Genomic DNA, 25,480 nt, shown 5'->3' with positions numbered 1-25,480 from the left:
CTATCTTGAGAAAGATAGCCTTTGTTGTTTTTATAAAGAATGGAGATTACTTCGCGATATTAACCGCTCTTGTTTCTCTAATTACTGTTACTTTAACCTGACCAGGGTAAGTCATTTCAGTTTGGATTTTTTGTGAAATCTCAAAAGATAAGTTTGCTGCATTATCATCAGAAACTTTTTCGCTTTCTACAATTACACGAAGTTCTCTACCGGCCTGAATTGCGTAAGCATTTTTCACACCTGTAAATCCGTAAGCTACTTCTTCAAGATCTTTCAAACGTTGGATATAAGAATCTAAAACCTGACGTCTTGCTCCTGGTCTTGCTCCTGAAATAGCATCACAAACCTGAATAATCGGAGATAATAATGATTTCATTTCGATCTCATCGTGGTGAGCTCCAATCGCGTTGCAAACCTCTTCTTTTTCGCCATATTTCTCAGCCCATTGCATACCTAGCAAAGCGTGTGGTAAATCACTTTCAGTATCCGGCACTTTACCAATATCGTGAAGTAAACCGGCTCTTTTAGCTAATTTTACATTTAAGCCTAATTCGGCTGCCATGATACCACAAAGTTTAGAAACTTCTCTTGAGTGTTGTAGTAAGTTTTGTCCGTAAGAAGAACGGTATTTCATTCTACCCACAACTTTAATCAATTCAGGGTGTAATCCGTGAATTCCTAAGTCGATTACAGTACGTTTACCAACTTCAATAATTTCATCATCAATTTGTTTGGCTGTTTTAGCAACAACCTCTTCAATTCTGGCTGGGTGGATACGTCCGTCCGTTACTAATTTGTGCAATGATAAACGGGCAATTTCTCTACGAACAGGATCGAAACAAGAAAGAATGATAGCTTCCGGTGTATCATCAACAATGATTTCAACTCCGGTTGCAGCTTCAAGAGCTCTAATGTTACGTCCTTCACGACCAATAATTCTACCTTTTACGTCATCAGATTCAATGTTAAATACAGAAACGCAATTCTCTACTGCTTCTTCTGTTCCAACTCTTTGAATCGTGTTGATGATGATTTTTTTAGCTTCTTGTTGCGCTGTAAGTTTTGCCTCTTCAATTGTGTCCTGAATATGAGACATAGCTTTGCTCTTAGCTTCAGCTTTCAAACCTTCAACTAATTGTTCTTTTGCTTCTTCAGCAGAAAGCCCTGAAATTACTTCTAATTGTTGTAATTGGCTTTTGTGTAATTTGTCAACTTCCGCTTGTTTTTTGTCTAAAATTTCAATTTTATTGTTGTATTCTGCTGTTTTAGCTTCAAAATCATCGTTTACTTTCTTAGCTTTAGAAAGTTCATTTGAAATTTGAGACTCTTTATCGCGAACTCTTTTTTCTACTTCAGCAACTTTTTTGTCCCTTGCCAAAATAACTTGTTCGTGTTCTGATTTTAATTCGATAAAACGTTCTTTTGCCTGAAGGATTTTATCTTTTTTGATATTTTCTGCTTCTAAATTAGCATCTTTTAAAATGGAAGAAGCTTCTTTTTTTGCGTTTTTTATGAGATTAGAAATATTACTTTTTTCGATAATCTTAGCTATTCCAAAACCTGCTGCAATACCTATTATACCTGAAATAATGATCGTTATGATGTCCATGTTTGTTTAAATTTATATATAAAAAAAGCCTACATTAATTGCTTGAATAAACTCGTAAAGACAAGTTTTGAGCTAACTCACTGTTCAAGTTTTCCCGATAAAATCGGGACGTACTATAGTAGCGATGATTCACTCACTTTAATTTGTTAGTGTTGAGTTTACCAATTGTGAACTAATGTAGGCAGTATCTTAGTTTCTGTAAAGAACGTTTAATTTTCGAGATATTGATCTAATAGCGAATTTAATCTTTTAATTCTTTCGATGGTTTCTTCGCCATCAATCGCGTTGTCAATTTGTTTTTGTTCAACCTGTGATGCAAATTGTAATGCACACATAGCCAATACATCTTGTTTGTCACGAACCGCGTAACTTTCTTCGAATTGCTTTATCATAGCATCAATTTTTTTAGAAGCACTTCTAAGCCCTTCTTCCTGAGCGGGTTCAACCGTTAACGGGTAAACGCGGTCTGCAATTGATATTTTAATTCTAAGCTTTCCGTCCATGTTTTTCAATCTGATAATTGCGCTATACAGTAATCAATTTCGCGAATTAATGAATTTATTTTAAGCTTTGTCTCTCTCTTATTATTGTCGCTGCCGAGCAACGAATTGGCTATTTTAAGTGTATCATATTGCTTTTTCAAAGCCTCCATTTCTTCAGATTGTTTCTGGATGATTTGCGCAGCTTTGGCTAATTGTAATCGTAATTCCTGATTGTTATTCTCCAGGCCTTTTGATTTTTCAAAAAGCTTTTCGACTTTATATTCAAGAGTATCAATTATTTCTGCAATTACACTCATTATAAATCCTATTCATTACTTAATCATACAAAGTTAGTATTCCTTTTTATTAATGCAATTTTTTATCGATTTTTTTGCATTAAAAATAGACAAATAAATGAAATTCAATCAATTGTATTTTTGTCTTAATTATCGTCGGATTTCGCCTGTTATTTTTTTATCTTAGCAAAAATGTTCCTTATGAGATTTTCAGTACTTACCCTTTTATTTTGTCAAATTATTTTTGCGCAGACGCAATATCCTACAGATTATTTTGTTCCGCCATTAGATATTCCGATGCAGCTTTCGGGGAATTTTGGGGAATTGCGACCAAACCATTTTCATGCCGGTTTCGATTTAAAAACCAATCAAAGGGAAGGTTTGAATGTTTGTGCAGTTGCAGAAGGGTATGTGTCAAGAATCAAAATTTCGACTTTTGGTAACGGAAAATGTATTTATATCACACATCCAAATGGATATACTTCTGTATATGGACATTTGCAAACTACACTGGGAGCCATTCAGGAGTATGTTCAGAAAACACACTACAAAGAAAAAGCATTTGAAATTGAAATGTTTCCAAAACCGGGAGAATTACCGGTTGCAAAAGGACAGTTAATTGCACTTTCGGGTAATACTGGCTCCTCTGAAGGACCGCACCTGCATTTTGAAATTAGAGATACAAAATCGGAATTTGTTATTAATCCAATGTTCTTTGGATATGATAAAAATATAAATGACACTAAAAAACCAACCATTTCGAGTTTGTACGTTTATCCGATGGATAACACAACGGTGAATCAATCGAAACAACCCTTGTTGTTGAATCTTGCGCTTCAGAAAGACGGAACTTATCTCGCAAGTAAAGTAAAAGCTAATGGAAAAATTGGTTTCGGAATCAATGCTGTTGATTTCGATAATGTTTCCGGAAATAGAAATGGCGTTTTTAATGTGTCGACTTTCGTTAACGGAGATCCAAATTACAATTATAAGTTTAATACGTATTCGTTTGATGAAATGCGTTATATAAATGCTTTGATTGATTATCCCAGATATAAAAAAACAGGACAGCGTGTTCAAAAGCTTTTCATGAAAACACCTTTTGCGCTAAGTATTATAAAAACCGATTCGCTTCGTGGAATTATTCCGGTCGAGCCGAATTTAGCTTCAACATATCGTATTGAAGTTTCGGATTATTTTGGAAATTTAAGCGCCATTACGGTTCCAATTGAATTTGATGCAGCAACTTCAATCATAAACGAGGTTCCTGAAACTTCAAAATATTTTATAAAATTCAATAAAGATTACAATTTTGAAAAGGATAATATGTCGGTATTTTTTCCGGCAGGCACTTTTTATGATGATTTCAATCTGAATTTTGATGTAAAGAATAACAAAATTTATATTCATGATGATGTGGTTCCGGTTCATTCTAATTTTACAATTACAATAAAAGACAGTACCTATTCAGAAGCATTACGAGATAAAGTTTTTATCGGAAGAGGTGGCAGCTATAATGCAACAACCAGAAAAAATGATGTTTTTACGGCTAAATCTAAAACTTTGGGACAATTTGGTTTGGTACTCGATACAATCGCGCCAGTTATTAAAATCACAAAACCAATTGAAGGTAAATCGGTCAGTGATAAAACAATTCAGTTTGCAATAAGTGATAGTGTGTCCGGAATTAAATCTTATAACGGTTATTTAAACGGAGATTGGGTTTTGTTTGAATACGATAACAAAACAAGAAAAATAACGCACAAATTTGATAATACATTATTAGCTGAGGGAGCAAATGATTTAAAAATAGAAGTGGTTGATAATGTGGGTAATTCTGCTATCTTTGAAACTCATTTTTTTAGAAGTCAACAAAAATAAAACCACAACATTTGAGCCATCGTAAGTTAATATTTGTTTTCCTTTTTTTATGCAGCTGTGTTTCATTTGCTCAGAATGCACAAGTAAAAGGTATTATTTTAGATCAGGAAAATCGTCCGGTTCCAGATGTTAATATTACGGCTCACGGAAATGTTGCGCAATCAGATTCAAATGGTTTTTTTGAAATTGAAGTTCCTTCCAATAAAAAAGTATCACTGATTTTTACTCATATTTCTTTAAAAATGATGAGTCTTGCGGTGAGTTTAAAACCGAATGAAGTTTTCGTTTTTAATCCCGTAATGAATAATTCCGAGGAACAAATGGGAGAGGTGTTTGTATCTTCTAAAAATAAAAAACGTGTTCAGGGAATCACTACAATAGATGTTGCGACGATCAAAAAGATTCCCGGAGCAAATGCCGGAATCGAAAATATTCTAAAAACGTTGCCCGGTGTAAATTCAAATAATGAATTGAGCACACAGTACGCAGTTCGCGGTGGTAATTATGATGAAAATTTAGTTTACGTAAATGAAGTCGAAGTTTATCGTCCGTTTTTAATTCGTTCCGGTCAGCAAGAAGGATTGAGTTTTACCAATACTGATTTGGTTCAGAATGTAGATTTTTCAGCTGGCGGATTTGAGGCTAAATTTGGAGATAAATTATCCTCTGTTTTAGATATTACTTATCGAAAGCCAACTCAGTTTGGAGCTGCTTTTGAAGCCAGTTTGCTTGGGGCAAGTGCAGCGGTTGATTTGGTTTCTAAAAATAAAAAATGGTCAGCAGTAACCGGAATTCGTTATCGTAACAATAGCTTGCTGGTAAATAGCCAGGATACCGAAACGAATTACACGCCTGTTTTTGCTGATATTCAAACCAATATTACCTATGAGATTTCTAAAAAATGGCAAATGAGTTTTTTAGGAAATATTTCTCAGAATAAATATTTATATCAGCCTTTAACGCGCGAAACGAGATTTGGAACAATAGACCAGCCAATGGAGCTGAATGTCTATTATGAAGGGCAGGAAAAAGATCAATATGATACTTATTTTGGAGCACTGAAAACTACTTATAAAGTTGCTCCGGATTTTACTTTAAAGTTGATAGGTTCGTTATTTCATACAAAAGAACAGGAACACTTTGATATTTTGGCACAATATCGTTTAGGGAATGTTACCGAGGAAGGAGCTCCTGACACAATTGATTTTGCACGTGGAATAGGTTCTCAGCTGAATCATGCCCGTAATGATTTAGATGCTTTAATTGCAAATGCTGAAATTAAAGGATTTAAAGAATGGAAAAATGACAGCCAATTAGAATTTGGCTTAAAATATACCAGAGAATCTATTCGCGACAGAGTGGTAGAGTGGGAAGTGATTGATTCAGCAGGCTTTTCTATAAATCCACCATTGGTTATTTTGCCTAAAAATAATCAGCCTAATCAGCCGTATACTGGACCACTTTTGCCTTATCAGGATGTTCGTGCAACAAATTTTAATACGGTAAACAGAATTGCGGGTTATGCACAGTGGAATCAAAAAACCGCAATTGGTTCAAATCAGATTTGGTATCATGTTGGAGCCCGATTTCAAAGTTGGACTGTTTCCGGAGCGGCGGTTGAAGGTAAAAATCAGACTGTTTTTAGCCCACGCGCGCAATTTGCTATAAAACCGGATTGGGACATGGATATGGTTTTCAGACTTTCGGGAGGAATTTATTATCAACCCCCTTTTTATCGAGAACTTCGTGATGTAAATGGAGTTGTGAATCCAAATGTGAAAGCGCAAGAATCAGTTCATATCGTTTTGAGTAATGATTATAATTTTAAGATGTGGGATCGCCCTTTTAAATGGGTAACGGAAGTATATTATAAATCACTTTCTGATGTAAATGTATATTCTATAGATAATGTCCGAATTCGATATATTGCAAACAATAATGCAAAAGCCTATGCGCAAGGTTTAGATTTTAGACTGAATGGAGAATTTGTGCCGGGAACGGAATCATGGGTGAGTTTTGGTTATTTGAAAACAGAAGAAAACTACGAAAATAGAGGTTATATCGCCAGACCAACGGATCAGCGTTTAAAGTTTGCCATGTTATTTCAGGATTATATGCCAAATATTCCAAGTGTAAAACTGTACCTGAATTTGGTTTACAATACGGGTCTGCCAGGCGGCGCGCCGGCATATTCAGATCCATATTTGTATCAAAACAGATTGAATGATTACAGAAGGGCAGATGTTGGTTTTGCTAAAGTTTTTGTGGATGGTAGTACTAAAATAGCTAAAGCAAATTGGCTGAAAGGTTTCAAAGAATTATCGGTTGGATTTGAAATTTTCAACCTTTTCAATAATCAAAATGCAATTACCAATACATGGGTTAGGGATGTGTATTCTAAAAATCAATATGCGATTCCAAATTATATGACTTCGAGAGTTTTTAATGTGAAAATTAATGCGAGGCTGTAGGGGAATAAGTGAAGTTAAAAATAAACTTCAGCAATAAGAAAAGAGTTTCTTGCGTTTTAGAAATGAGATAGTATTGTCATTTTGAGAAAATTCAATAACAATAAATAATACAATCAAAAATACTATATTTGATATTCCAATATAATTAGCATAAATGAAAAACTATCTAAAATATATCGCCTTAGTAATCATCGGAACAGTAGTGAGTTGTAAAGAGGATGCTCAGAAGCCGAAAGTGATTTATGATGCTTCAAACAAGGCAAAAGTGTTAACTAAAACCGATTCTACACAGATAGAAGTGGCTGACTTGCCTATTCAGATGGAAGGAACGAATTATTTAATTCATCCGGTTGGAGATTTAAGAGTTTTTGAAAAAGGAACAAAAGCACGTTATGGTTCTTCTAGTGTGAATGATGTTAGTTTTACGATTTCAAACTTAGGCGAATATGAAATTACAGGTTATTTACAAAACCTGAAATTTCAAAGAGTAGACTCAGATTCTATCCGCTCTCTATCAGACAAACCAGTGTTGATTTTAACGGCTACTTATTTGAAAACCGTTGCAGATCGTACTATAAATAAAATCATGGTCTACACTTTAACGGACTCTGACACGAATAAAGATGGAAAAATAGACACAGGTGATATTAAAACATTGTATTTGAGTGATATCAGCGGAGAGAATTTTACTAAAGTTTCACCGGATCTTCAGGAATTAGTAGATTGGAATTTGATCGAATCTAAAAATCGTATTTATTTTAGAACTATTGAAGATACTAACCAAAATGGACAATTCGATAAAAACGATGTGTTGCATTACAACTACATTGATTTGATGTCTAAAAAATGGGAAGTTAAAAATTATAAGCCTATCTGAGGTTCTAAGATGCTCAGATACTAAGGGACTAAGGTTTTAAATCTTTATATATAAAAAAGCCATTTGAAAATATAAATTTTCAAATGGCTTTTGATTTTTTAATAATCTAAAAAAAAAAGAATCTGTTTTAATTATTTTAATCTGGCAAAAAAAACTCAGAACCTTAGAGTCTTAGCAACTTTAAAGAATCTAAATCAAAATATCGCTCTCCAAATCTGATTTTTCGATTTCAAAACCAAATCCAAGTCGTTCTACCAGTTCAATAACGAGTTTTTTATACCAATTTTCAGATTTTGGATGAATGTATATCTTTTCAATCAATTGATTGATGTCAACATTGATTTTAATACCATCGTTTAGCTTAATCTTACTTTTCGAAGTATCGGTAATAATGCGGACTTCGCGCTCATACTGAAAACTTTTTCGTTTAAACAAAAACGGAAAGAACAAATCGTCAAACGGAATGTATTCTTTTTTGTAATCGATGTAATTTACCTCACCAATATACTGATCAAAATTATTTTCTGGTTTTACAGCTTTTTGTAATCTTCCAATTGTCGACTGAATCGCTAAACCTTCACTGTTTTGTGTAAATATTTGCCACATGGCAAACGATTCGTATTCGTTGATATGCCAGCTGCTAATGGCAACTTGTTCGCGCTGTGTTTTGTAATATTTTAAAAAGTCGGGATTATCAATGGCTAGTTTCTTAATCTCTTCAAAAGTAGGCTCGCTAAAAGTACCTTCATACTGATCTTCGAATTTATCAGAACGAGACATGAATAACTTTTTCGAAAGTAATAAATCAAGAAATTTAGATAAGTCAAGGTACTTCCAGACAATAGTACCGGGGTCGTCAGGAAGTTTTATGTTTGGATTATTAAGATACATTTTTAGAAAATTAAATAATCTACATAAAGTTAGAAAATTAAACACAGATTAAAGAAATTAAATATAGTTTTAATATTTCCTTAATCTGTGTCTCTGTGAATAAGCTGTTCTTTTAATCTTTAAGATTCAAAAGATTGCATGGTAACCAATTTGTTGTAAGTGCCATTATGCGCTATTAGTTGGTCGTGAGTTCCTTGTTCAACGATTTTTCCTTTTTGCATTACGACAATAACATCTGCTTTTTGAATAGTTGAAAGGCGGTGTGCAATTACGATCGAAGTTCTGTTTTGCATCATATTCTCTAAAGCAACCTGAACAAATTTTTCGCTTTCCGTATCCAGTGCAGAAGTTGCCTCATCCAAAATCATAATTGGAGGGTTTTTCAATACCGCTCTGGCAATAGATAAACGTTGTTTCTGACCTCCTGAAAGTTTGTTTCCGCTGTCACCAATATTAGTGTAAATTCCTAAAGGAAGGTCTTTTACAAATTCAAAAGCATTTGCAATTTTTAAAGCTTCAATAATTTCATCATCAGTAGCGTCTAATTTTCCTAAAGCAATGTTAGCTTTGATTGTATCATTAAATAGGATACTGTCTTGTGTAACTAATCCCATTAAACTACGCAGTGATTGCAAATTCATGTCTTTGATGTTGATTCCGTCAATCGAAATCGTTCCGTCATTCACATCATAAAAACGGGTAAGCAAGTTTGCAATGGTACTTTTTCCACTTCCGGATTGTCCAACTAAAGCAACAGTTTGTCCTTTTTTAATTTCAAGTGAAAAGTCTTTTAGAACCGTTTCATTTTCATACTTAAAATTAATATTCTGAATGTTTATATTACTGTCAAAAGTTGTTTTTTCGATTGCATCAGGTTTTGAAACAATTGGATTTTCCTGATCTAAAATTTCAAGAACACGTTCAGCAGCGGCGTTTCCTCTTTTTACGCCGTAAGAAGCTTTAGAGATTGCTTTTGCAGGTGTTAGAATATTATAAGCTAATCCCATATAGGCAATAAAGGAAGGGCCGCTCAGCGTTTTATCGATCAAGACCATTTGCCCTCCATACCATAACAAGATAGCAATAACGGTAATTCCCATAAACTCACTCGCAGGAGAAGCTAAATTCTGGCGATTACCAATGCTATTAGATAAATTAAAAAAACGTTCAGTCGAATTTTGGAAAACTGAATTAAAGTAGTTTTCAGAATTATATCCTTTTACGACTTTCAATCCGCCAATAGTTTCTTCAATAGTAGATAAAAAAGTACCTTGTTCCTGCTGCGCTTTGGTTGATTGTTTTTTAAGTTGTTTTCCAATTAAGGAAATGATATAACCTGATACCGGAATAAAAATAAAAACAAACAATGTTAGTTTAGTGCTAATAATTAGCATTGTTGTTATGGTAAAGACGATAGTTAAAGGTTCTTTTACAATAAGTTCCAATATGGCTAAAAATGAGTTTTGAACCTCGTTTACATCAGCAGATATTCTGGAAATAACATCTCCTTTTCTTTTCTCGGAATAAAATGCCAAAGGAAGTTCCAGTGTTTTTTTATACATCGCATTTCGCATGTCTTTTAAAACGCCATTTCGCAAAAAAGTAATAAAAAACATGGCTAAGTAATCTGCTAAGTTTTTTAATAAGAAGATTGAAATTATAATCGCTACCATTATAGATAAAATGTAGCCAGGATCATGATTGCCTTTTGTTGTGGTAATATAATAGCTTAAATAATCCTCACCATATTGCTGGAGTTTTAAAATTCCTTGATAGACTGGCTTTATTTTTCTTTCTTTATTTTGGTCAAATAATACCTGAAGCATCGGTATTAAAGCAACAAACGAAAGTGTACTGAAAAGTGCATACAAAACATTAAAAAAGATGTTTAAGAATGCGTATTTTTTATACGGATATATAAAAGGAACTATTTTTTTGAAATTACTCATTTATTTTTTGATGTTATTTTCTGCTATAGCAATGGCTCTTTCGAGTTTTTCTAGCAATAATTTTTTTCTGGTAACTGGGTTAAAGGTGCTGATACTTTTATTTGTTCTGGAAATTTTTTACTGCACAAAATTAATCCAATTGGTTTATTTTTAATTTCTTTTTGCTTTTTTTTATAAAAAAAACTCCAATTTACATTATTTCTAAATGTAAATTAGAGTTCTATATATTGGATATGCTTAATTGTGCAGACAGTGTCTGCGCAATTGTAATTTGATTATAAAGAGTTTGTCACTCATTATTATTACTTCAATTGCATTCCTGCAATGATATTTTCTATCTTTTGATCTAAGAATTTTTCTGCGGCATCAAAATCCTGAACTGATTCTAATTCGGCATTTACACTAATGTAGAATTTGATTTTTGGTTCAGTACCACTTGGTCTTGCACATATTTTAGAACCGTCTTCTGTATAATAAATCAATACATTCGATTTCGGAATATCCATTACAGATTCTTCATTAGTCAATAAATTCAAAGCAACTGATGATTGGTAATCTTCCACCATAATTACTCTTTGTCCACTGATTTCTTTCAAAGGGTTTTCGCGTAAATCAATCATCATCTGATTAATTTCTTCCAATCCTTCCATTCCTTTTTTGGTCAATGAAACCAAATATTCTTTGTAAAAACCATTTTCAACATAAAGTTGTAAAAGTTCTTTATAAACACTGCTTCCGGCAGCTTTTGCCTGAGCAGCAACTTCACAAATCAATAGGGTAGCAGCAACAGCGTCTTTATCTCTAACAGCATCACCAACCATAAAACCAAAGCTTTCTTCACCACCTCCAATAAACTGAAGTTCAGGGAAATCTTTAATCATTTTGGCAATCCATTTAAAACCGGTCAAGCCAACTTTACATTCTACGCCATAACTTGTCGCTAATTCCATTATCATTGGAGTCGAAACAATAGTAGAACCAACAAATTGTTTCCCGTTAATTTTTCCGGCTTTTTTCCATTGTTTCAATAAGAAAGAAGTCATTAAAACCATCGTCTGATTCCCGTTCAATAAAATCATTTTGCCGTCATTATTTCTAACAGCAACACCAAGACGATCACAATCAGGATCAGTACCAACAACAATATCTGAATTTGTCTTATCAGCTAATGCTAAAGCCATCGTCAAAGCTTCTGGCTCTTCCGGGTTAGGAGATTTTACCGTTGGGAAATCGCCATCTGGGATAGCTTGTTCCGGTACAATATGTACATTTTTGTAACCTGCCTGAGATAATGTGTCAGGAACAGATTTTATTGAAGTTCCGTGCAATGAAGTAAAAACAATCTGTAAATTATCTTTTGCTTCAGCCGGAGTATTAAAACTGGCATTTTCAATAGAAGATTTCACAAAAGCCTTATCAATTTCAGTATCGATATATTTAATTAGGCTTTCGTTTGCGTCAAACTTAATTTTGTCGTAACCTAAATTTTCAATTACATTAATAATAGCAGTATCTTGCGGAGGTACAATTTGTCCGCCATCTTCCCAATATACCTTGTATCCATTGTATTCCGGTGGATTATGTGAAGCTGTAAGAACAATTCCGCATTGGCAGCCTAAATATTTAAGTGCAAAAGATAATTCCGGAGTTGGTCGTAAATCTGAGAATAAATAAACCTGGATTCCGCTTGCAGAGAAAACATCAGCTACAACTTTGGCCAAGGTATTGCTATTATGACGGCAATCATAAGCGATAACAACTTTTAAAGGCTGATTTGGAAAAACTTCATGTAAGTAATCAGACAAACCCTGAGTGTTTTTTCCAAGTGTATATTTGTTAATTCTGTTGTTTCCAACGCCCATAACACCACGCATTCCACCCGTTCCAAATTCAAGATTTTTGTAGAAACTCTCTTCAAGTTCCTTAGGCGACGTTGTCATTAATTCTTTAACTGCCGCTTGTGTTTCTTTATCAAATGTTGGAGTCAGCCATTCGTTTACAGCATTCAATATATTAGGTGCTATATTCATCATTCGTATCTTTTTTATATTTAAATAATAATAATTTTCAGGAGCTGATCCTGCTGTCCACTATATCTTTTGCGGCTCCCGATAGCTGATGGGACCGTCATAAAAGGATGCCGTTCCCATTAGGGCTAGGCGTTTACGTTAAAAATTAACCTCTCGGGCAACTTTATAACGCGCTTCGTTGCTTTTAGTGCGTAAAATAATTTCACCAAGAAAACCTGCCAAAAACAATTGCGTTCCTATTATCATGGATGTAATTGATAAATAAAAATGTGGTCTTTCTGTAATTAAACGGCTGGTTTTATGAATGAATAATTTATCGATTCCTAGATATAAAGCTAATAAAAATCCAATCATAAACATAATGGATCCTAATAAACCAAATAAGTGCATCGGTCGTTTTCCAAATCTTGATAAAAACCAAATCGTAATTAAATCCAGAAAACCGTTGATAAAACGATCCATACCAAATTTGGTTTCGCCATATTTACGGGCCTGGTGAATTACAACTTTTTCGCCAATTTTATTAAAGCCGGCATTTTTTGCTAAAACCGGGATGTATCGGTGCATTTCACCAGATACTTCGATGTTTTTTACAACCGTATTTTTGTATGCTTTTAATCCACAGTTAAAATCATTCAATTCAACTCCGGAAGTTTTTCTGGCCGCCCAGTTAAACAATTTAGAAGGGAGATTTTTTGCCACAACAGAATCGTAGCGTTTCTTTTTCCAGCCTGAAACCAAATCAAATTTTTCTTTGGTAATCATTTCGTATAATCCTGGAATTTCGTCCGGACTATCTTGCAAATCGGCATCCATGGTAATAATGACATCACCTTTTGCTTTGGCGAAACCAGCATGCAAAGCCTGCGATTTTCCAAAATTCTTCATGAAACGAACTCCTTTTACGTTCGGGTTTTCGTTTGAAAAACTTTCAATAATATTCCAAGAATCATCCGTACTTCCATCATCTACAAAAATGATTTCATAAGAGTAATTGTTAGATTGCATCACTTTAATAATCCACGAATAGAGTTCTTGAAGTGATTCCTCCTCGTTTAGAAGCGGTATAAGTATAGATAAATTCATTTATTTTTTTATTCTTGTGTAGTTTTGCTTTTGAAAAATGCTGCGAAAATTAATCCGAAAATGGCAGTGATTACAATTGCAAAAACAGATCCTTTCAATAATTCTAAAGTCGAATATGGATTGCTTAGTTTCATTTTTGCAATAGTTTCATTAATGGCTGATGCCGGAGTTCCAAATTTTTGCATCATTCCAACTGTATATTTAATCATTAATTCGCTTAAAGTGTCTTTCGCACCCGGATCAATAACATTAAATAAAATAATATTAAAAAAAGTCGAAATCAGAATTCCGATTACTGCAGCAATAAAATAAGTGGTAAAAGCTTCTTTAAAGCTAAAAACACCATTTAATTCTTTCTTTGTTTTTGAAAGTAAAATGATAGAAATAGTTAAACTAATAGCGATTCCTAATAATCCCATCCACCATGCTGTGAATAAATTTAAATCAACCGCATATATGGTCGCAGTTATTAAAGCAGATGCAATTCCAATCATTGCACCGTAAGTAATCCCGTTCTTTTTTATAACTTCATTAATCATATTTCTATATGTTTTAAAATTAATTCACAAATATAGCAATTCCCAATATAATCGGGGATAAAAAAAGCTTTTTGAATTTTACTAAAAAAAACGAGCTAAATGTTTGTTTATTAAAAAAGAATTGTAAATTTGCACACTCAAAAATAATTAAATTTTTAAACAAAAAAGAGTAGTCTTTGTTTACACCTTTTTCTAACCATGGAAAAGCTTCAAAATAAAAATGCTCTAAACAATAAATAAAAGAAAAGATGAAAAAAGGAATTCACCCAGAAAATTACAGATTAGTTGCGTTTAAAGACATGTCAAATGACGAAGTTTTTATCACTAAATCTACTGCAGATACAAAAGAAACAATTGAAGTTGACGGAGTTGAGTATCCAGTTGTAAAAATGGAGATTTCTAGAACATCTCACCCTTTTTATACTGGTAAATCTAAACTTATCGATACTGCAGGACGTATTGACAAGTTCAAAACTAAATATGCAAAACACGTTAAAAACTAATAATTGTTTTTATTCATATAAAAGCCTTCCAATTTGGAAGGCTTTTTTTATACATTTAAATTCCACATAAATTTTCGCCACGAATTCACGAATTAGTTTTTATGTTTAGGTATTAAATAATTCGTGAATTCGTGGCGAAAAAAAACAATTGTATTTGTCTTTTTGTATAGCAGCATGCTTTATCGAACAAATAAAATATTTGTAACTTTGACCTCGATAACCAAATCAAGATTTTAACAAGTACCAAATTTTTTTATTTATGAATTATATTCTTTTTGACGGTCCAGTCCGGAATGCTTTATTGCCTTTTACTTTTACAAGACCAGTGGCTGATATTTTAATCGGAATTATGACGATTCGTCAAAAATGGGAAGCGCGTTTGGGCTCAACCATAACAACTATTACTGAAGATTATTTATCTGTCAAATTTCCGATGGTGGAAATGGAGGAAAATGTGATGATAAATGCGGCGTATTTACCAAATGATACGCTTGCTGAAATGGTTTCTGATTTAAAAGAAAATCAGGCAATCTTTAAAGGAGAGGATGTTATTGCTTTTTTTACAACGGAAAATCAGGAAGAAGTTGATTTCGATTCGTATGAAATTATCCAATATAATGATGATTGTTTAACAGTTGAACACATCTGGGATATTTTTTCTAAAAATGATGCTGCCATTCGTGCTGATTTTGCTTTCTTAACAGAAGATAGAAAATCACAGGCAATTCCAAAAAGTGTAAATGTTATTGCTCCGGAAAATATATTTATTGAGGAAGGAGCAAAATTAGAGTTTGTAACGCTTAATGCTTCAACGGGTCCTATATATATAGGTAAGAATACTGAAATTATGGAAGGAACCGTAATTCGTGGTCCTTTTGCTCTGTGCGAAAATGCACAGGTAAAGCTGAATGCTAAGGTTTATGGAGCAACAACTGTTGGTCCGGGGTCAAGAATTGGTGGTGAAGTAAAGAATTCAGTTCTTTTTGCTAATTCAAATAAAGGACATGACGGATTTTTAGGTGATTCTGTTTTAGGTGAATGGTGTAATATTGGTGCGGATAGTAATAATTCGAACCTTAAAAACAACTATGAGGAAGTGAAATTATGGAGCTATGAAACAGAAGGTTTTGCTAAAACAGGACTTCAGTTTTGTGGTTTAATGATGGGAGATCATAGTAAATGCGGAATCAACACAATGTTTAATACCGGAACTGTAGTAGGAGTGAGTGCTAATATTTTCGGAAGTGGTTTTCCTCGCAATTTTGTTCCGAGTTTTTCATGGGGTGGAGCAGCTGGTTTTACTACTTATGTAACTAAAAAAGCTTTCGAAACGGCTAAATTGGTTATGGGACGTAGAAATATTGAATTTGATGAAACAGAATCTGCAATCTTGGAACATATTTTTGAAGAAACGAAAAAATGGAGAAAAGATTAATTAGATAATTAGTCAATTAGAAAATTAGATAATTTTAGCAAACCCGACAGGTTTTAAAACCTGTCGGGTTTTGTTTGCTGTGGATTTGGGGAATTATCTAATTATCTCATTGTCACATTTTCTAATTCTTGAAATTATCTAATTATCTAATTGACAAATTGCCACATTTAGAATTGGTACATTATCTAATTAAAATCTATCTTTGCACCTTCAAAAAAACACTTGCTAAGAAGTCTAAAAATCTAAGCAGTCTAAAATCTAAAAATCTAAATGATTACAGTTAACGATATTTCGGTTCAGTTTGGTGGAACTACATTATTTAGCGATGTTTCTTTTGCTATAAATGAAAATGATAAAATTGCCCTTATGGGTAAAAATGGTGCGGGAAAATCGACACTTCTAAAAATAATTGCTGGTCAAAGCAAACCTTCTACTGGAAGTATATCGACTCCAAAAGATGCTGTTGTGGCTTATTTGCCTCAGCATTTGTTGACTAAAGATGGTTCGACTGTAATGGAAGAAGCATCAAAAGCTTTTGGTGAGATTTTTAAAATGAAAGCTGAAATCGATGAAATCAACGAACAATTAACGGTTCGTACTGATTATGAAAGTGATGAATACATGAAATTGATCGAAAGAGTTTCTGACTTAAGTGAGAAATATTATGCGATCGAAGAAGTAAATTACGAAGCTGAAGTTGAGAAAATTTTAGTTGGTTTAGGTTTTGAACGTGAAGATTTTACGCGTCAGACTTCTGAATTTTCAGGAGGATGGAGAATGCGTATAGAATTGGCTAAAATCCTTTTGCAAAAACCGGATTTGATTTTGCTGGATGAGCCAACCAATCATATGGATATTGAAAGTATTCAGTGGTTAGAAGAATTTTTATTAAATCAGGCTAAGGCTGTTGTGGTAATTTCGCACGATAGAGCATTTGTAGATAATATTACAAATCGTACTATTGAAGTGACAATGGGAAGAATTTATGATTATAAAGCGAAGTATTCTCATTATTTAGAATTAAGAAAAGACCGTCGTATCCACCAACAAAAAGCGTACGATGAGCAACAAAAGATGATTGCTGATAACAGAGCTTTTATTGATCGTTTTAAAGGGACATTCTCTAAAACAGATGCGGTTCAGTCTCGTGTGAAGATGTTGGAGAAGTTAGTTATTGTTCAGGTTGATGAAGTGGATAACTCTGCGTTAAAATTGAAATTCCCGCCGGCAGCGCGTTCAGGACAATATCCAGTTGTGGTAAAAGATTTGTCTAAATCATACGGAGATCACGTTGTTTTTAAAGATGCTAATATTGTTATTGAAAGAGGGCAAAAGGTAGCTTTTGTGGGTAAGAATGGTGAAGGAAAATCGACTATGATCAAAGCGATCATGAAAGAAATTGGTATCGATGAAGGAAGTGTAGATATTGGTCATAATTCTCAAATTGGATATTTTGCCCAAAATCAGGCTTCATTGTTGGATGAAAATGCTACGATTTTTGAAACTATTGATGCAATTGCTGTTGGAGATATTCGTACTCAGATTAAAAATATTTTAGGAGCATTTATGTTTCAGGGTGATGATATTACCAAGAAAGTAAAAGTGCTTTCTGGTGGAGAGAAAACGCGTTTGGCAATGATTAAATTATTGTTGGAGCCTGTGAATTTATTAATTCTGGATGAGCCTTCGAATCACTTAGACATGAAGACTAAGGATATTATTAAAGATGCGTTGCGTGATTTTGACGGAACATTAATCTTGGTTTCTCATGACCGTGATTTTCTTGACGGGCTGGCGACTAAAGTTTTTGAATTTGGAAATAAAAGAGTGAAAGAACATTTTGAAGATGTTGCCGGTTTCTTGGCGCATAAAAAAATGGATTCTATGAGAGAGATCGAAAAATAATTTTTCAATCTATATGAAAACAAAAAAAGCACAAGTTGATTCTTGTGCTTTTTTTTTTGTAGAAAGAAATCACGAAATTAAATTCTAATTCCAGGGGGAAGCAATTCTTTGTACTTTGGATTTTTCTTGATAAAAAGTACAATTTTTGGATGAATTGGCATTAGTTTGAATTTTTTTTCGATCACAATTTCCATGATACTTTTTAGTAATGCATTAATCAATTCTTGATTTTCAAAACCTTCGGGAGTGTTGATCTTGGTTAAGAAAATTTTCTTTTCCTGAAACGAATACTCAACAGAAATTAGTCCTTCAGGGGTTATGGTCTCAAATTGTCTTGCAAAAGTGTTGTCTTTGATTTCCATAATTGTTTCAATAGGTTCCATAATTTGACATGTTTTTGTAGGTTAAAAATGTTAATATAGATTCGGGTTTTAAATCGTTCAAAATTCTGTGGAAGAATAATGAATACGAATAATTTGGCATGCAAAGGTAATCATTTGATTTTCAATATGAAATTATTTTTTTAAGTGCAGGTACGGGCGTGCTTTTGTAATTTTATTTGCTTTAATGTCTATTTATGGTGTAAGATTTGCTGTGCATATTAGTAAAAAAAGTAAATTTAACTTGAAATTGAAAACTGTAATTAAAATTCCTTTTCTGTCAAATGAGTAAAATTCCTGTATATTTTATGCCTGGTTTAGCAGCTAGCTCAAGCATTTTTGAAAGAATTAAATTAGACGAAGCTGTTTTTGAAATGTGTTTGCTGGAGTGGGAAATTCCGCAGCCTAAGGAATCGTTATCTGATTATGCGCTGCGCATAACCAAAAATATCAAACATGAAAATCCAGTTTTGATAGGAGTTTCCTTTGGGGGAATTCTGGTTCAGGAAATGGCGAAACATATTCAGGTTCGGAAAATTATCATTATTTCCAGTGTTAGAAGCAATACGGAATTTCCAAGAAGAATGAAAATCGGAAAAACTACAAAGGCGTATAAGCTGATTCCGATGAAGTTGATTTTGAATATTGAAAACCTTGCAAAATATTCTTTTGGAGAAAAAATCAATAAACGTATTAAGTTGTATGAGAAGTTTCTGGCGATGCGTGATCTTAATTATTTGCAATGGGCTGTTGAAAATGTTATTTTATGGGACAGAGATCAGCGTGATGAAAATGTAGTTCATATTCATGGAGATAAAGATGATGTTTTTCCGATAAAATATATTAAGAGCTGCATTATTGTAAAAGGAGGAACGCATGTTATGATTCTTAATAAATATAAATGGCTGAATCAGAATTTGCCTTCTATTATATTGGAGGATTAAATTCTAATTTTAAAAATTCCAAATTCCAATCCTTGGATTTCTTGGAATGGCTTTATAAGCTCCGTAGTAATAATCGCCAATCTTTGTCGAGTTACGTGTGTGATTTCTCCCTTCGGTCGAAATGACAAAAAGTGTATCAAAAAAAAATCCCAAACACCATAAATTGGAGTTTGGGATTTTAAATATTGTGATTTAAAGAAGTTTAGATTTTCTTCATTTGCTCTTTCATCATTGTGATTTGCTCTTTTAGCATGCCTTGTTTGTCTAATTTTTTAGCTTCATTCAATAAATTAGTAGCTTCAAGCTTTCTTCTGCGTGACATTGCAACTCCCGCAAGGTTTAATTTAGCTACAGCTAAATCCATATCCATAGATAAACCAAGTTCGATTGCTTTCTTGAAATGTTTCTCTGCCTGATTGATATTAGTCTGAGATAACATGATTCCGTGTAGGTAATTAAAATATCCTTGTTGTTTTCTAACTAATGCCGATTCCGGATTTTTGATGTATGCCAGCCAGTTTTTAGCTCCTTCGAAATCTTGTTTTCTTAATTTTAGGAAGGCTAAAAGGATAAATTCGTTTTTGAAATAAAGAAAAATAGGAATTGCTGTCAATAATATAAGGAAAATACCATTCCCGATATTACTCTCAGTAAATTGCCAAACGCCAGCAACTACAAGAAGTCCGGCCAAAATAAGCTTAATATTTTTGTTAAACATAATAGATGTATATTTGTGCTTGCAAATATAGTAAAATGAATTAAAAATATTTTTATTAAAGTACTTGCCAGAAAAAAAAGTCTTTGTATATTTGCACTCGGTTTTAGAATAACGATATTCAAAAACAGAAAAGAGATATTAGATACCATTTTAAAGATACAAAGCAATGAGCAAAAGAACGTTTCAACCATCGAAAAGAAAAAGAAGAAATAAGCACGGATTTATGGACAGAATGGCTTCTGCGAATGGAAGAAAAGTTCTGGCGCGTAGAAGAGCAAAAGGAAGACATAAATTAACTGTTTCTAGCGAACCTAGACACAAAAAATAATGTTTGTATAAACATACATAAGGCGATTACTTTTTTAGTATCGCCTTTTTTTATACCTTGTCGGTAAAAAAGCTGCAACGTTCTAGTTTAGAATATACTACGAATGTTTTTTAAAGTACTTTATATAACTACACAATACAAATACAATGCCTAAAGACACATCAATAAAATCAGTTTTAATAATAGGATCAGGTCCTATTGTTATTGGTCAAGCTTGCGAATTCGATTATGCAGGATCTCAATCTGCACGTTCTATTCGTGAAGAAGGAATTGAAGTTATCTTGATAAACTCAAATCCAGCGACTATTATGACCGACCCAACCATGGCCGATCATGTATATTTGAAACCATTAACTACAAAATCGATTATTGAAATTCTGAAGGAGCATCCACAAATTGATGCGGTTTTGCCAACAATGGGAGGACAAACAGCTTTGAATTTATGTCTGGAAGCTGATGAAAAAGGAATTTGGCAGGATTTCGGAGTAAGATTAATAGGTGTTGATGTAAATGCTATTAACATTACTGAGGACAGAGAGCAATTTAAACAATTGCTTCAAAAGATAAATGTACCTACTGCACCTGCAAAAACAGCTACTTCTTTCCTTGAAGGAAAAGAAATTGCTCAGGAATTTGGATTTCCGTTAGTAATTCGTCCTTCGTTTACATTAGGAGGAACAGGAGCAGCTTTTGTTCACAGTAAAGAAGAATTTGACGAAAAACTAACCTACGGATTAGAAATGTCGCCAATTCACGAAGTTTTGATTGACAAAGCTTTGTTAGGATGGAAAGAATATGAATTAGAGCTTTTAAGAGATAAAAATGATAATGTGGTGATTATCTGTTCGATCGAAAATATGGATCCAATGGGAATTCATACCGGAGATTCGATTACGGTTGCACCGGCAATGACTTTATCGGATACCACTTTCCAAAAATTACGTGACTATGCTATCCTCATGATGCGTAGTATCGGAAATTTTGCTGGAGGTTGTAATGTACAATTTGCAGTTTCACCAGATGATAAAGAAGATATCGTAGCGATTGAGATTAATCCTCGTGTGTCTCGTTCTTCTGCGTTGGCATCAAAAGCGACTGGTTACCCAATTGCTAAAATTGCTTCTAAACTGGCTTTGGGTTATAATTTAGATGAATTACAAAACCAAATTACAAAATCGACTTCGGCTCTTTTTGAACCGACTCTTGATTATGTAATTGTAAAAATACCACGTTGGAACTTTGATAAATTTGAAGGTGCTGACAGAACTTTAGGACTTCAGATGAAATCTGTAGGTGAGGTAATGGGAATTGGACGTTCGTTCCAGGAAGCTTTGCACAAAGCTACACAGTCATTAGAAATCAAAAGAAATGGTTTAGGTGCTGATGGAAAAGGATATACCAATTATGAGCAAATTATCGAGAAACTGACTTTTGCAAGCTGGGATCGTGTTTTTGTAATTTATGATGCGATTGCAATGGGAATTCCGTTGAGTCGTATCCATGAAATCACAAAAATCGATATGTGGTTCTTGAAACAATACGAAGAGCTTTATACTTTAGAAAAAGAAATTTCGAACTACAAAATTTCTAATCTTCCAAAAGAATTGTTGCTTGAAGCAAAACAAAAAGGTTTTGCCGACAGACAAATTGCTCACATGATGAATTGTCTGGAAAGTGAAGTTCACACTTTACGTATGGACCAAAACATCAACCGTGTGTTTAAATTGGTTGATACTTGTGCTGCAGAGTTTAAAGCACAAACACCTTATTACTACTCGACTTTCGAAGCTGAGATTGAAAAAGCAAATGGCGAACGTTATGTAGATAACGAAAGCGTTGTTACCGATAAAAAGAAAATCATCGTTTTAGGTTCAGGACCAAACAGAATTGGACAAGGAATTGAGTTTGATTATTCTTGTGTACACGGAGTTTTGGCTGCAAAAGAATGTGGATACGAAACAATTATGATCAACTGTAATCCTGAAACAGTTTCGACTGATTTTGATACAGCTGATAAATTATACTTTGAGCCTGTTTTCTGGGAACATATTTATGACATCATTCAGCATGAAAAACCAGAAGGTGTTATTGTTCAGTTAGGTGGACAAACAGCTTTGAAATTGGCTGAAAAATTATCTAAATACGGAGTGAAAATCATCGGAACTAGTTTTGATGCACTTGATTTAGCAGAAGACAGAGGAAGATTCTCTGACTTATTGAGAGAATTACATATTCCTTTCCCACAATTTGGAATTGCTGAAACAGCTGACGAAGCTTCTGCTTTAGCGGATACTTTAGACTTTCCATTATTGATTCGTCCTTCTTATGTATTAGGAGGTCAGGGAATGAAAATTGTAATCAACAAAAAAGAATTAGAGGAACATGTTATCAATTTATTGAAAACAATTCCAGGAAATAAATTGCTTTTAGATCATTATTTAGCCGGAGCAATCGAAGCGGAAGCAGATGCAATTTGTGATGCTGATGGTAATGTTTACATTATCGGAATTATGGAGCATATCGAACCTTGTGGGGTTCACTCTGGGGATAGTAATGCTACATTGCCTCCTTTTAACTTAGGAGAATTCGTAATGCAGCAGATTAAAGATCATACTTATAAAATCGCAAGAGCTTTAAAAACAGTAGGTCTAATCAACATTCAGTTTGCGATTAAAGATGATACAGTTTACATTATCGAAGCAAATCCAAGAGCTTCAAGAACGGTTCCGTTTATCGCAAAAGCTTACGGAGAGCCTTATGTGAACTATGCTACAAAAGTAATGTTAGGCCACAATAAAGTAACAGACTTCGATTTTAATCCACAATTGAAAGGATATGCGATCAAACAACCTGTTTTCTCTTTCAGCAAATTCCAAAATGTAAACAAGGCATTAGGACCTGAAATGAAATCGACTGGAGAAAGCATCTTGTTTATTGATGACTTAAAAGATGATCAATTCTACGAGTTGTACTCAAGAAGAAAAATGTATTTGAGTAAATAATCTCAAACCTGATATAAAAAAGCTCCATGAAAATGGGGCTTTTTTTATGCCTTTTTTTAACTTGTGTTTGATAATGAAATATTTACCTATATTTGATAAGGACCGATTTAACTCCGTCATTTTTATTGTAATTATTTCTAAAGAAAAAACATGAAATCACTTTTTATCCATCTCTTGTTATTTGTCATTGTTTTTAAAGCCGAAGTTTTTGGGCAGAAAAAAATAAATGAGAAGTTCAAAAAAGAAACCATCAGTAAAATTGATTTATTACTACAGGAACATTATGTTTTTCCAGATAAGGCTGAATTAATTGTTAGTCATTTAAATAAAAGTTTAAAGGAAGGGAAATTTAAAAAACAGGAGCTACTTGATTCTTTTGCAGTTGCTTTAACTAAAGAAATTAGAGTAGTTAATGGTGATAAGCATTTAGGTGTCTGGCCTGCTTTTGTTCCAGTAAAGGAACAGGAAAATTCAGGTGATGATTACCAATTGTATTTGAAAAAATATACAGATACCCGAAAACAGGCTAACGGTTTTAAAGAGGTAAAAGTAATTGATGGAAATATTGGGTATCTAAGCATTGACTTTTTCCTTGCAGAAACAAATAAAACTATTGATGCCTATATGTTTCTTCTGGCAAATACGGATGCTATAATTATTGATTTACAGAATAATGGCGGAGGTAATCCTAAAACGGTAAATTACTTATGCAGTTATTTTTTGAAAAGTGATTTATTAATTAATACGCTTTACTTTAGGGAAGGAAATCGTAAAGATGAAGTGATTACCCATGAGGTAAATGGAAAAAAAAGGATTGATGTTCCTTTATTTATAATTACTGGTCCGAAAGCTTTTTCAGGAGCAGAGGAATTTAGTTATAATATGCAAAGCCAAAAAAGGGCTGTATTAGTGGGAGAAGCTACCGGAGGAGCGGCAAATCCTGGAGATGTTTTTAAGATAAATTCTGATTTAGAAATCTTTATTCCAGTAGGAACCGGGGTAAATCCAGTAACAAAGACAAATTGGGAAGGAATCGGTGTACTTCCGGAAATTAAAACTTCAGGAGAAAATGCCTATTCTAAAACCGTTGAATTAGCTGCTCAGGCTGCAGAAATCTATAGAATTAAAAAAGCAGCAGAATCAAAAAAATTATATGATGAATTAGAGGCTATTGCTAAGCAGCAAGGGCAATCATTTTCAGAAAATAATGTTGAAAAAATGGAGCACCAAATAACAGAAATTTTTAGAAAAGGAATTGATTTAGGTTTGTTTAGCGAGGGTGATATTAATTTTTTCGGTTCTCAAAATATCAAGAAAAATCCTTTAATGGCAGAATGTATTTTAAAAAGCAATACTGTTTTATATTCCAAATCTCCAATGACTTATTTGGCCTATGGCGATATGCTTGAGCTTAATGGCAAGAAAAAGTTGGCTCTGAGTAATTTTGAAAAATCAATAGTTTTAGCAGAAGAGCAAAGAGCTCCCTATTTAGAGGGGTTGAAAATGCGATATGAAACAGCAAAAAATAGTAAATAGAAAAAAGCTCCAAATTTTTTGGAGCTTTTTTCGTTTTGGTATTTGGAAGTTTTTGTCGTTATGATTTTAAGATATTATTCATTAGAAAATGCCATATTATCTCGGGTATTTTTTTGTACCGAAATAGCACCGAATAATGCTAATAAAAATGCAAAAGCATAGAATCCTTTTTCACTTGGTAAAATAGTTGCGTTCCATAATCCGACAGTCAATAATACAATTGATAAAAGAGTTCCGAACCAGCAAATTCCATAATATATATCTGTTACCGGAAGTTTTTCAAGTCTGTCTCGTACACTTTTTTGTAGTGAAACTACAGCAAACAGACCAAACATTAAAACTGTAAAATAGTATCCTTTTTCATTTAGCAGCATTTCAGCTCTGGCAAGTCCAACTATAAAACCAACTGTTCCAGCTCCAAGAGCTACCCAAGATGCCGCAATAAAGGCATTCGATGTTTTTTGTACCATATTTATTATTTTTGGTTAGATAACAAATATAGCTAAATTCAATTCACTTTAAAATAAATCAATTATTATTTTAGTAAGTTTAATCCTTCAATGTTTTAACAAAAAAAAGCTCCAATTATTTGGAGCTTTTTTTATTAAAAGTAAGATG

At 33.4% G+C, this 25,480-nt stretch carries 21 protein-coding genes; 10 read left to right on the top strand and 11 right to left on the bottom strand.

Features of this window, described 5'->3' with window-relative positions; all coding sequences use genetic code 11:
- Positions 1–46: 46 nt before the first annotated feature.
- From rny to Q7C23_RS16255, 3 genes are all read right to left on the bottom strand, one after another.
- Positions 47–1,609 carry a ribonuclease Y gene (gene rny / locus Q7C23_RS16265; protein WP_375033519.1) on the bottom strand — a complete coding sequence of 521 codons (1,563 nt, stop codon included), beginning with the start codon at positions 1,607–1,609 and terminating at the stop codon, positions 47–49.
- A 209-nt stretch (positions 1,610–1,818) separates the two neighbouring features.
- Complete coding sequence (locus Q7C23_RS16260; RefSeq protein ID WP_012022231.1) at positions 1,819–2,112, bottom strand: cell division protein ZapA; 294 nt, start codon at positions 2,110–2,112, stop codon at positions 1,819–1,821.
- Between the two features lie 5 nt (positions 2,113–2,117).
- Positions 2,118–2,408: a hypothetical protein gene (locus Q7C23_RS16255; RefSeq protein ID WP_072974471.1), complete on the bottom strand. Its 291-nt coding sequence runs from the start codon at positions 2,406–2,408 to the stop codon at positions 2,118–2,120.
- Between the two features lie 180 nt (positions 2,409–2,588).
- On the opposite strand from Q7C23_RS16255, the gene Q7C23_RS16250 reads away from it, so the two are divergent.
- The 3 genes from Q7C23_RS16250 to Q7C23_RS16240 all read left to right on the top strand — a co-directional run bounded on the left by Q7C23_RS16250 (position 2,589) and on the right by Q7C23_RS16240 (position 7,616).
- Positions 2,589–4,268: a M23 family metallopeptidase gene (locus Q7C23_RS16250; RefSeq protein WP_375033518.1), complete on the top strand. Its 1,680-nt coding sequence runs from the start codon at positions 2,589–2,591 to the stop codon at positions 4,266–4,268.
- Positions 4,269–4,279: 11 nt separating this feature from the next.
- Positions 4,280–6,739 (top strand): TonB-dependent receptor, encoded by a 2,460-nt coding sequence (locus tag Q7C23_RS16245; protein WP_375033517.1) that lies wholly within the window; start codon positions 4,280–4,282, stop codon positions 6,737–6,739.
- 154 nt (positions 6,740–6,893) lie between these two features.
- Positions 6,894–7,616 (top strand): hypothetical protein, encoded by a 723-nt coding sequence (locus tag Q7C23_RS16240; protein WP_375033516.1) that lies wholly within the window; start codon positions 6,894–6,896, stop codon positions 7,614–7,616.
- Positions 7,617–7,805: 189 nt separating this feature from the next.
- Here Q7C23_RS16240 and Q7C23_RS16235 read toward each other — a convergent pair whose 3' ends face one another.
- The 5 genes from Q7C23_RS16235 to Q7C23_RS16215 form a co-directional block, all read right to left on the bottom strand.
- Positions 7,806–8,507, bottom strand: a complete 702-nt coding sequence (locus Q7C23_RS16235; RefSeq protein ID WP_375033515.1) for a DUF2971 domain-containing protein — start codon at positions 8,505–8,507, stop codon at positions 7,806–7,808.
- Positions 8,508–8,626: 119 nt separating this feature from the next.
- On the bottom strand, positions 8,627–10,456 hold the full coding sequence (locus Q7C23_RS16230; RefSeq protein WP_375033514.1) for an ABC transporter ATP-binding protein: 1,830 nt from the start codon (positions 10,454–10,456) through the stop codon (positions 8,627–8,629).
- 302 nt (positions 10,457–10,758) lie between these two features.
- Complete coding sequence (locus Q7C23_RS16225) at positions 10,759–12,486, bottom strand: phospho-sugar mutase (protein ID WP_375033628.1); 1,728 nt, start codon at positions 12,484–12,486, stop codon at positions 10,759–10,761.
- A gap of 138 nt (positions 12,487–12,624) precedes the next feature.
- On the bottom strand, positions 12,625–13,572 hold the full coding sequence (locus Q7C23_RS16220; RefSeq protein WP_194658401.1) for a glycosyltransferase family 2 protein: 948 nt from the start codon (positions 13,570–13,572) through the stop codon (positions 12,625–12,627).
- Between the two features lie 8 nt (positions 13,573–13,580).
- A complete protein-coding gene (locus Q7C23_RS16215; protein WP_375033513.1) occupies positions 13,581–14,111 on the bottom strand; it encodes a DUF4199 domain-containing protein in 531 nt (176 codons plus the stop codon).
- 248 nt (positions 14,112–14,359) lie between these two features.
- Between Q7C23_RS16215 and Q7C23_RS16210 the strand changes: the two genes are divergently transcribed.
- From Q7C23_RS16210 to Q7C23_RS16200, 3 genes are all read left to right on the top strand, one after another.
- Entirely contained in the window at positions 14,360–14,614 is a 255-nt protein-coding gene (locus Q7C23_RS16210; RefSeq protein WP_029272307.1) for a type B 50S ribosomal protein L31, read from the top strand.
- A 259-nt stretch (positions 14,615–14,873) separates the two neighbouring features.
- Positions 14,874–16,049 carry a GlmU family protein gene (locus Q7C23_RS16205; protein WP_375033512.1) on the top strand — a complete coding sequence of 392 codons (1,176 nt, stop codon included), beginning with the start codon at positions 14,874–14,876 and terminating at the stop codon, positions 16,047–16,049.
- A gap of 270 nt (positions 16,050–16,319) precedes the next feature.
- On the top strand, positions 16,320–17,954 hold the full coding sequence (locus tag Q7C23_RS16200; protein WP_194658404.1) for an ABC-F family ATP-binding cassette domain-containing protein: 1,635 nt from the start codon (positions 16,320–16,322) through the stop codon (positions 17,952–17,954).
- A 77-nt stretch (positions 17,955–18,031) separates the two neighbouring features.
- Here the strand turns inward: Q7C23_RS16200 and Q7C23_RS16195 are convergent, their stop codons facing one another.
- Positions 18,032–18,316, bottom strand: a complete 285-nt coding sequence (locus tag Q7C23_RS16195) for a GNAT family N-acetyltransferase (protein ID WP_074659696.1) — start codon at positions 18,314–18,316, stop codon at positions 18,032–18,034.
- A 302-nt stretch (positions 18,317–18,618) separates the two neighbouring features.
- Between Q7C23_RS16195 and Q7C23_RS16190 the strand changes: the two genes are divergently transcribed.
- Complete coding sequence (locus Q7C23_RS16190; RefSeq protein WP_375033511.1) at positions 18,619–19,278, top strand: alpha/beta hydrolase; 660 nt, start codon at positions 18,619–18,621, stop codon at positions 19,276–19,278.
- A gap of 202 nt (positions 19,279–19,480) precedes the next feature.
- On the opposite strand, the gene Q7C23_RS16185 is transcribed toward Q7C23_RS16190, so the two are convergent.
- Entirely contained in the window at positions 19,481–19,996 is a 516-nt protein-coding gene (locus Q7C23_RS16185) for a hypothetical protein (protein WP_026984100.1), read from the bottom strand.
- 166 nt (positions 19,997–20,162) lie between these two features.
- Between Q7C23_RS16185 and rpmH the strand changes: the two genes are divergently transcribed.
- The 3 genes from rpmH (at position 20,163) to Q7C23_RS16170 (ending at position 24,862) form a co-directional block, all read left to right on the top strand.
- Positions 20,163–20,324: a 50S ribosomal protein L34 gene (gene rpmH, locus Q7C23_RS16180; RefSeq protein WP_008464848.1), complete on the top strand. Its 162-nt coding sequence runs from the start codon at positions 20,163–20,165 to the stop codon at positions 20,322–20,324.
- A 146-nt stretch (positions 20,325–20,470) separates the two neighbouring features.
- Complete coding sequence (gene carB, locus Q7C23_RS16175; RefSeq protein ID WP_072974444.1) at positions 20,471–23,326, top strand: carbamoyl-phosphate synthase large subunit; 2,856 nt, start codon at positions 20,471–20,473, stop codon at positions 23,324–23,326.
- A 150-nt stretch (positions 23,327–23,476) separates the two neighbouring features.
- Entirely contained in the window at positions 23,477–24,862 is a 1,386-nt protein-coding gene (locus Q7C23_RS16170) for a S41 family peptidase (protein ID WP_375033510.1), read from the top strand.
- A 74-nt stretch (positions 24,863–24,936) separates the two neighbouring features.
- Here the strand turns inward: Q7C23_RS16170 and yiaA are convergent, their stop codons facing one another.
- Positions 24,937–25,332: an inner membrane protein YiaA gene (gene yiaA / locus Q7C23_RS16165; protein WP_375033509.1), complete on the bottom strand. Its 396-nt coding sequence runs from the start codon at positions 25,330–25,332 to the stop codon at positions 24,937–24,939.
- Positions 25,333–25,480: the final 148 nt, after the last annotated feature.

It is taken from the genome of Flavobacterium sp. LAR06 (assembly GCF_041946075.1).
In the GTDB taxonomy this organism is placed as follows: Bacteria; Bacteroidota; Bacteroidia; order Flavobacteriales; family Flavobacteriaceae; genus Flavobacterium.
This window is presented reverse-complemented; position numbering and strand designations above follow the sequence as displayed.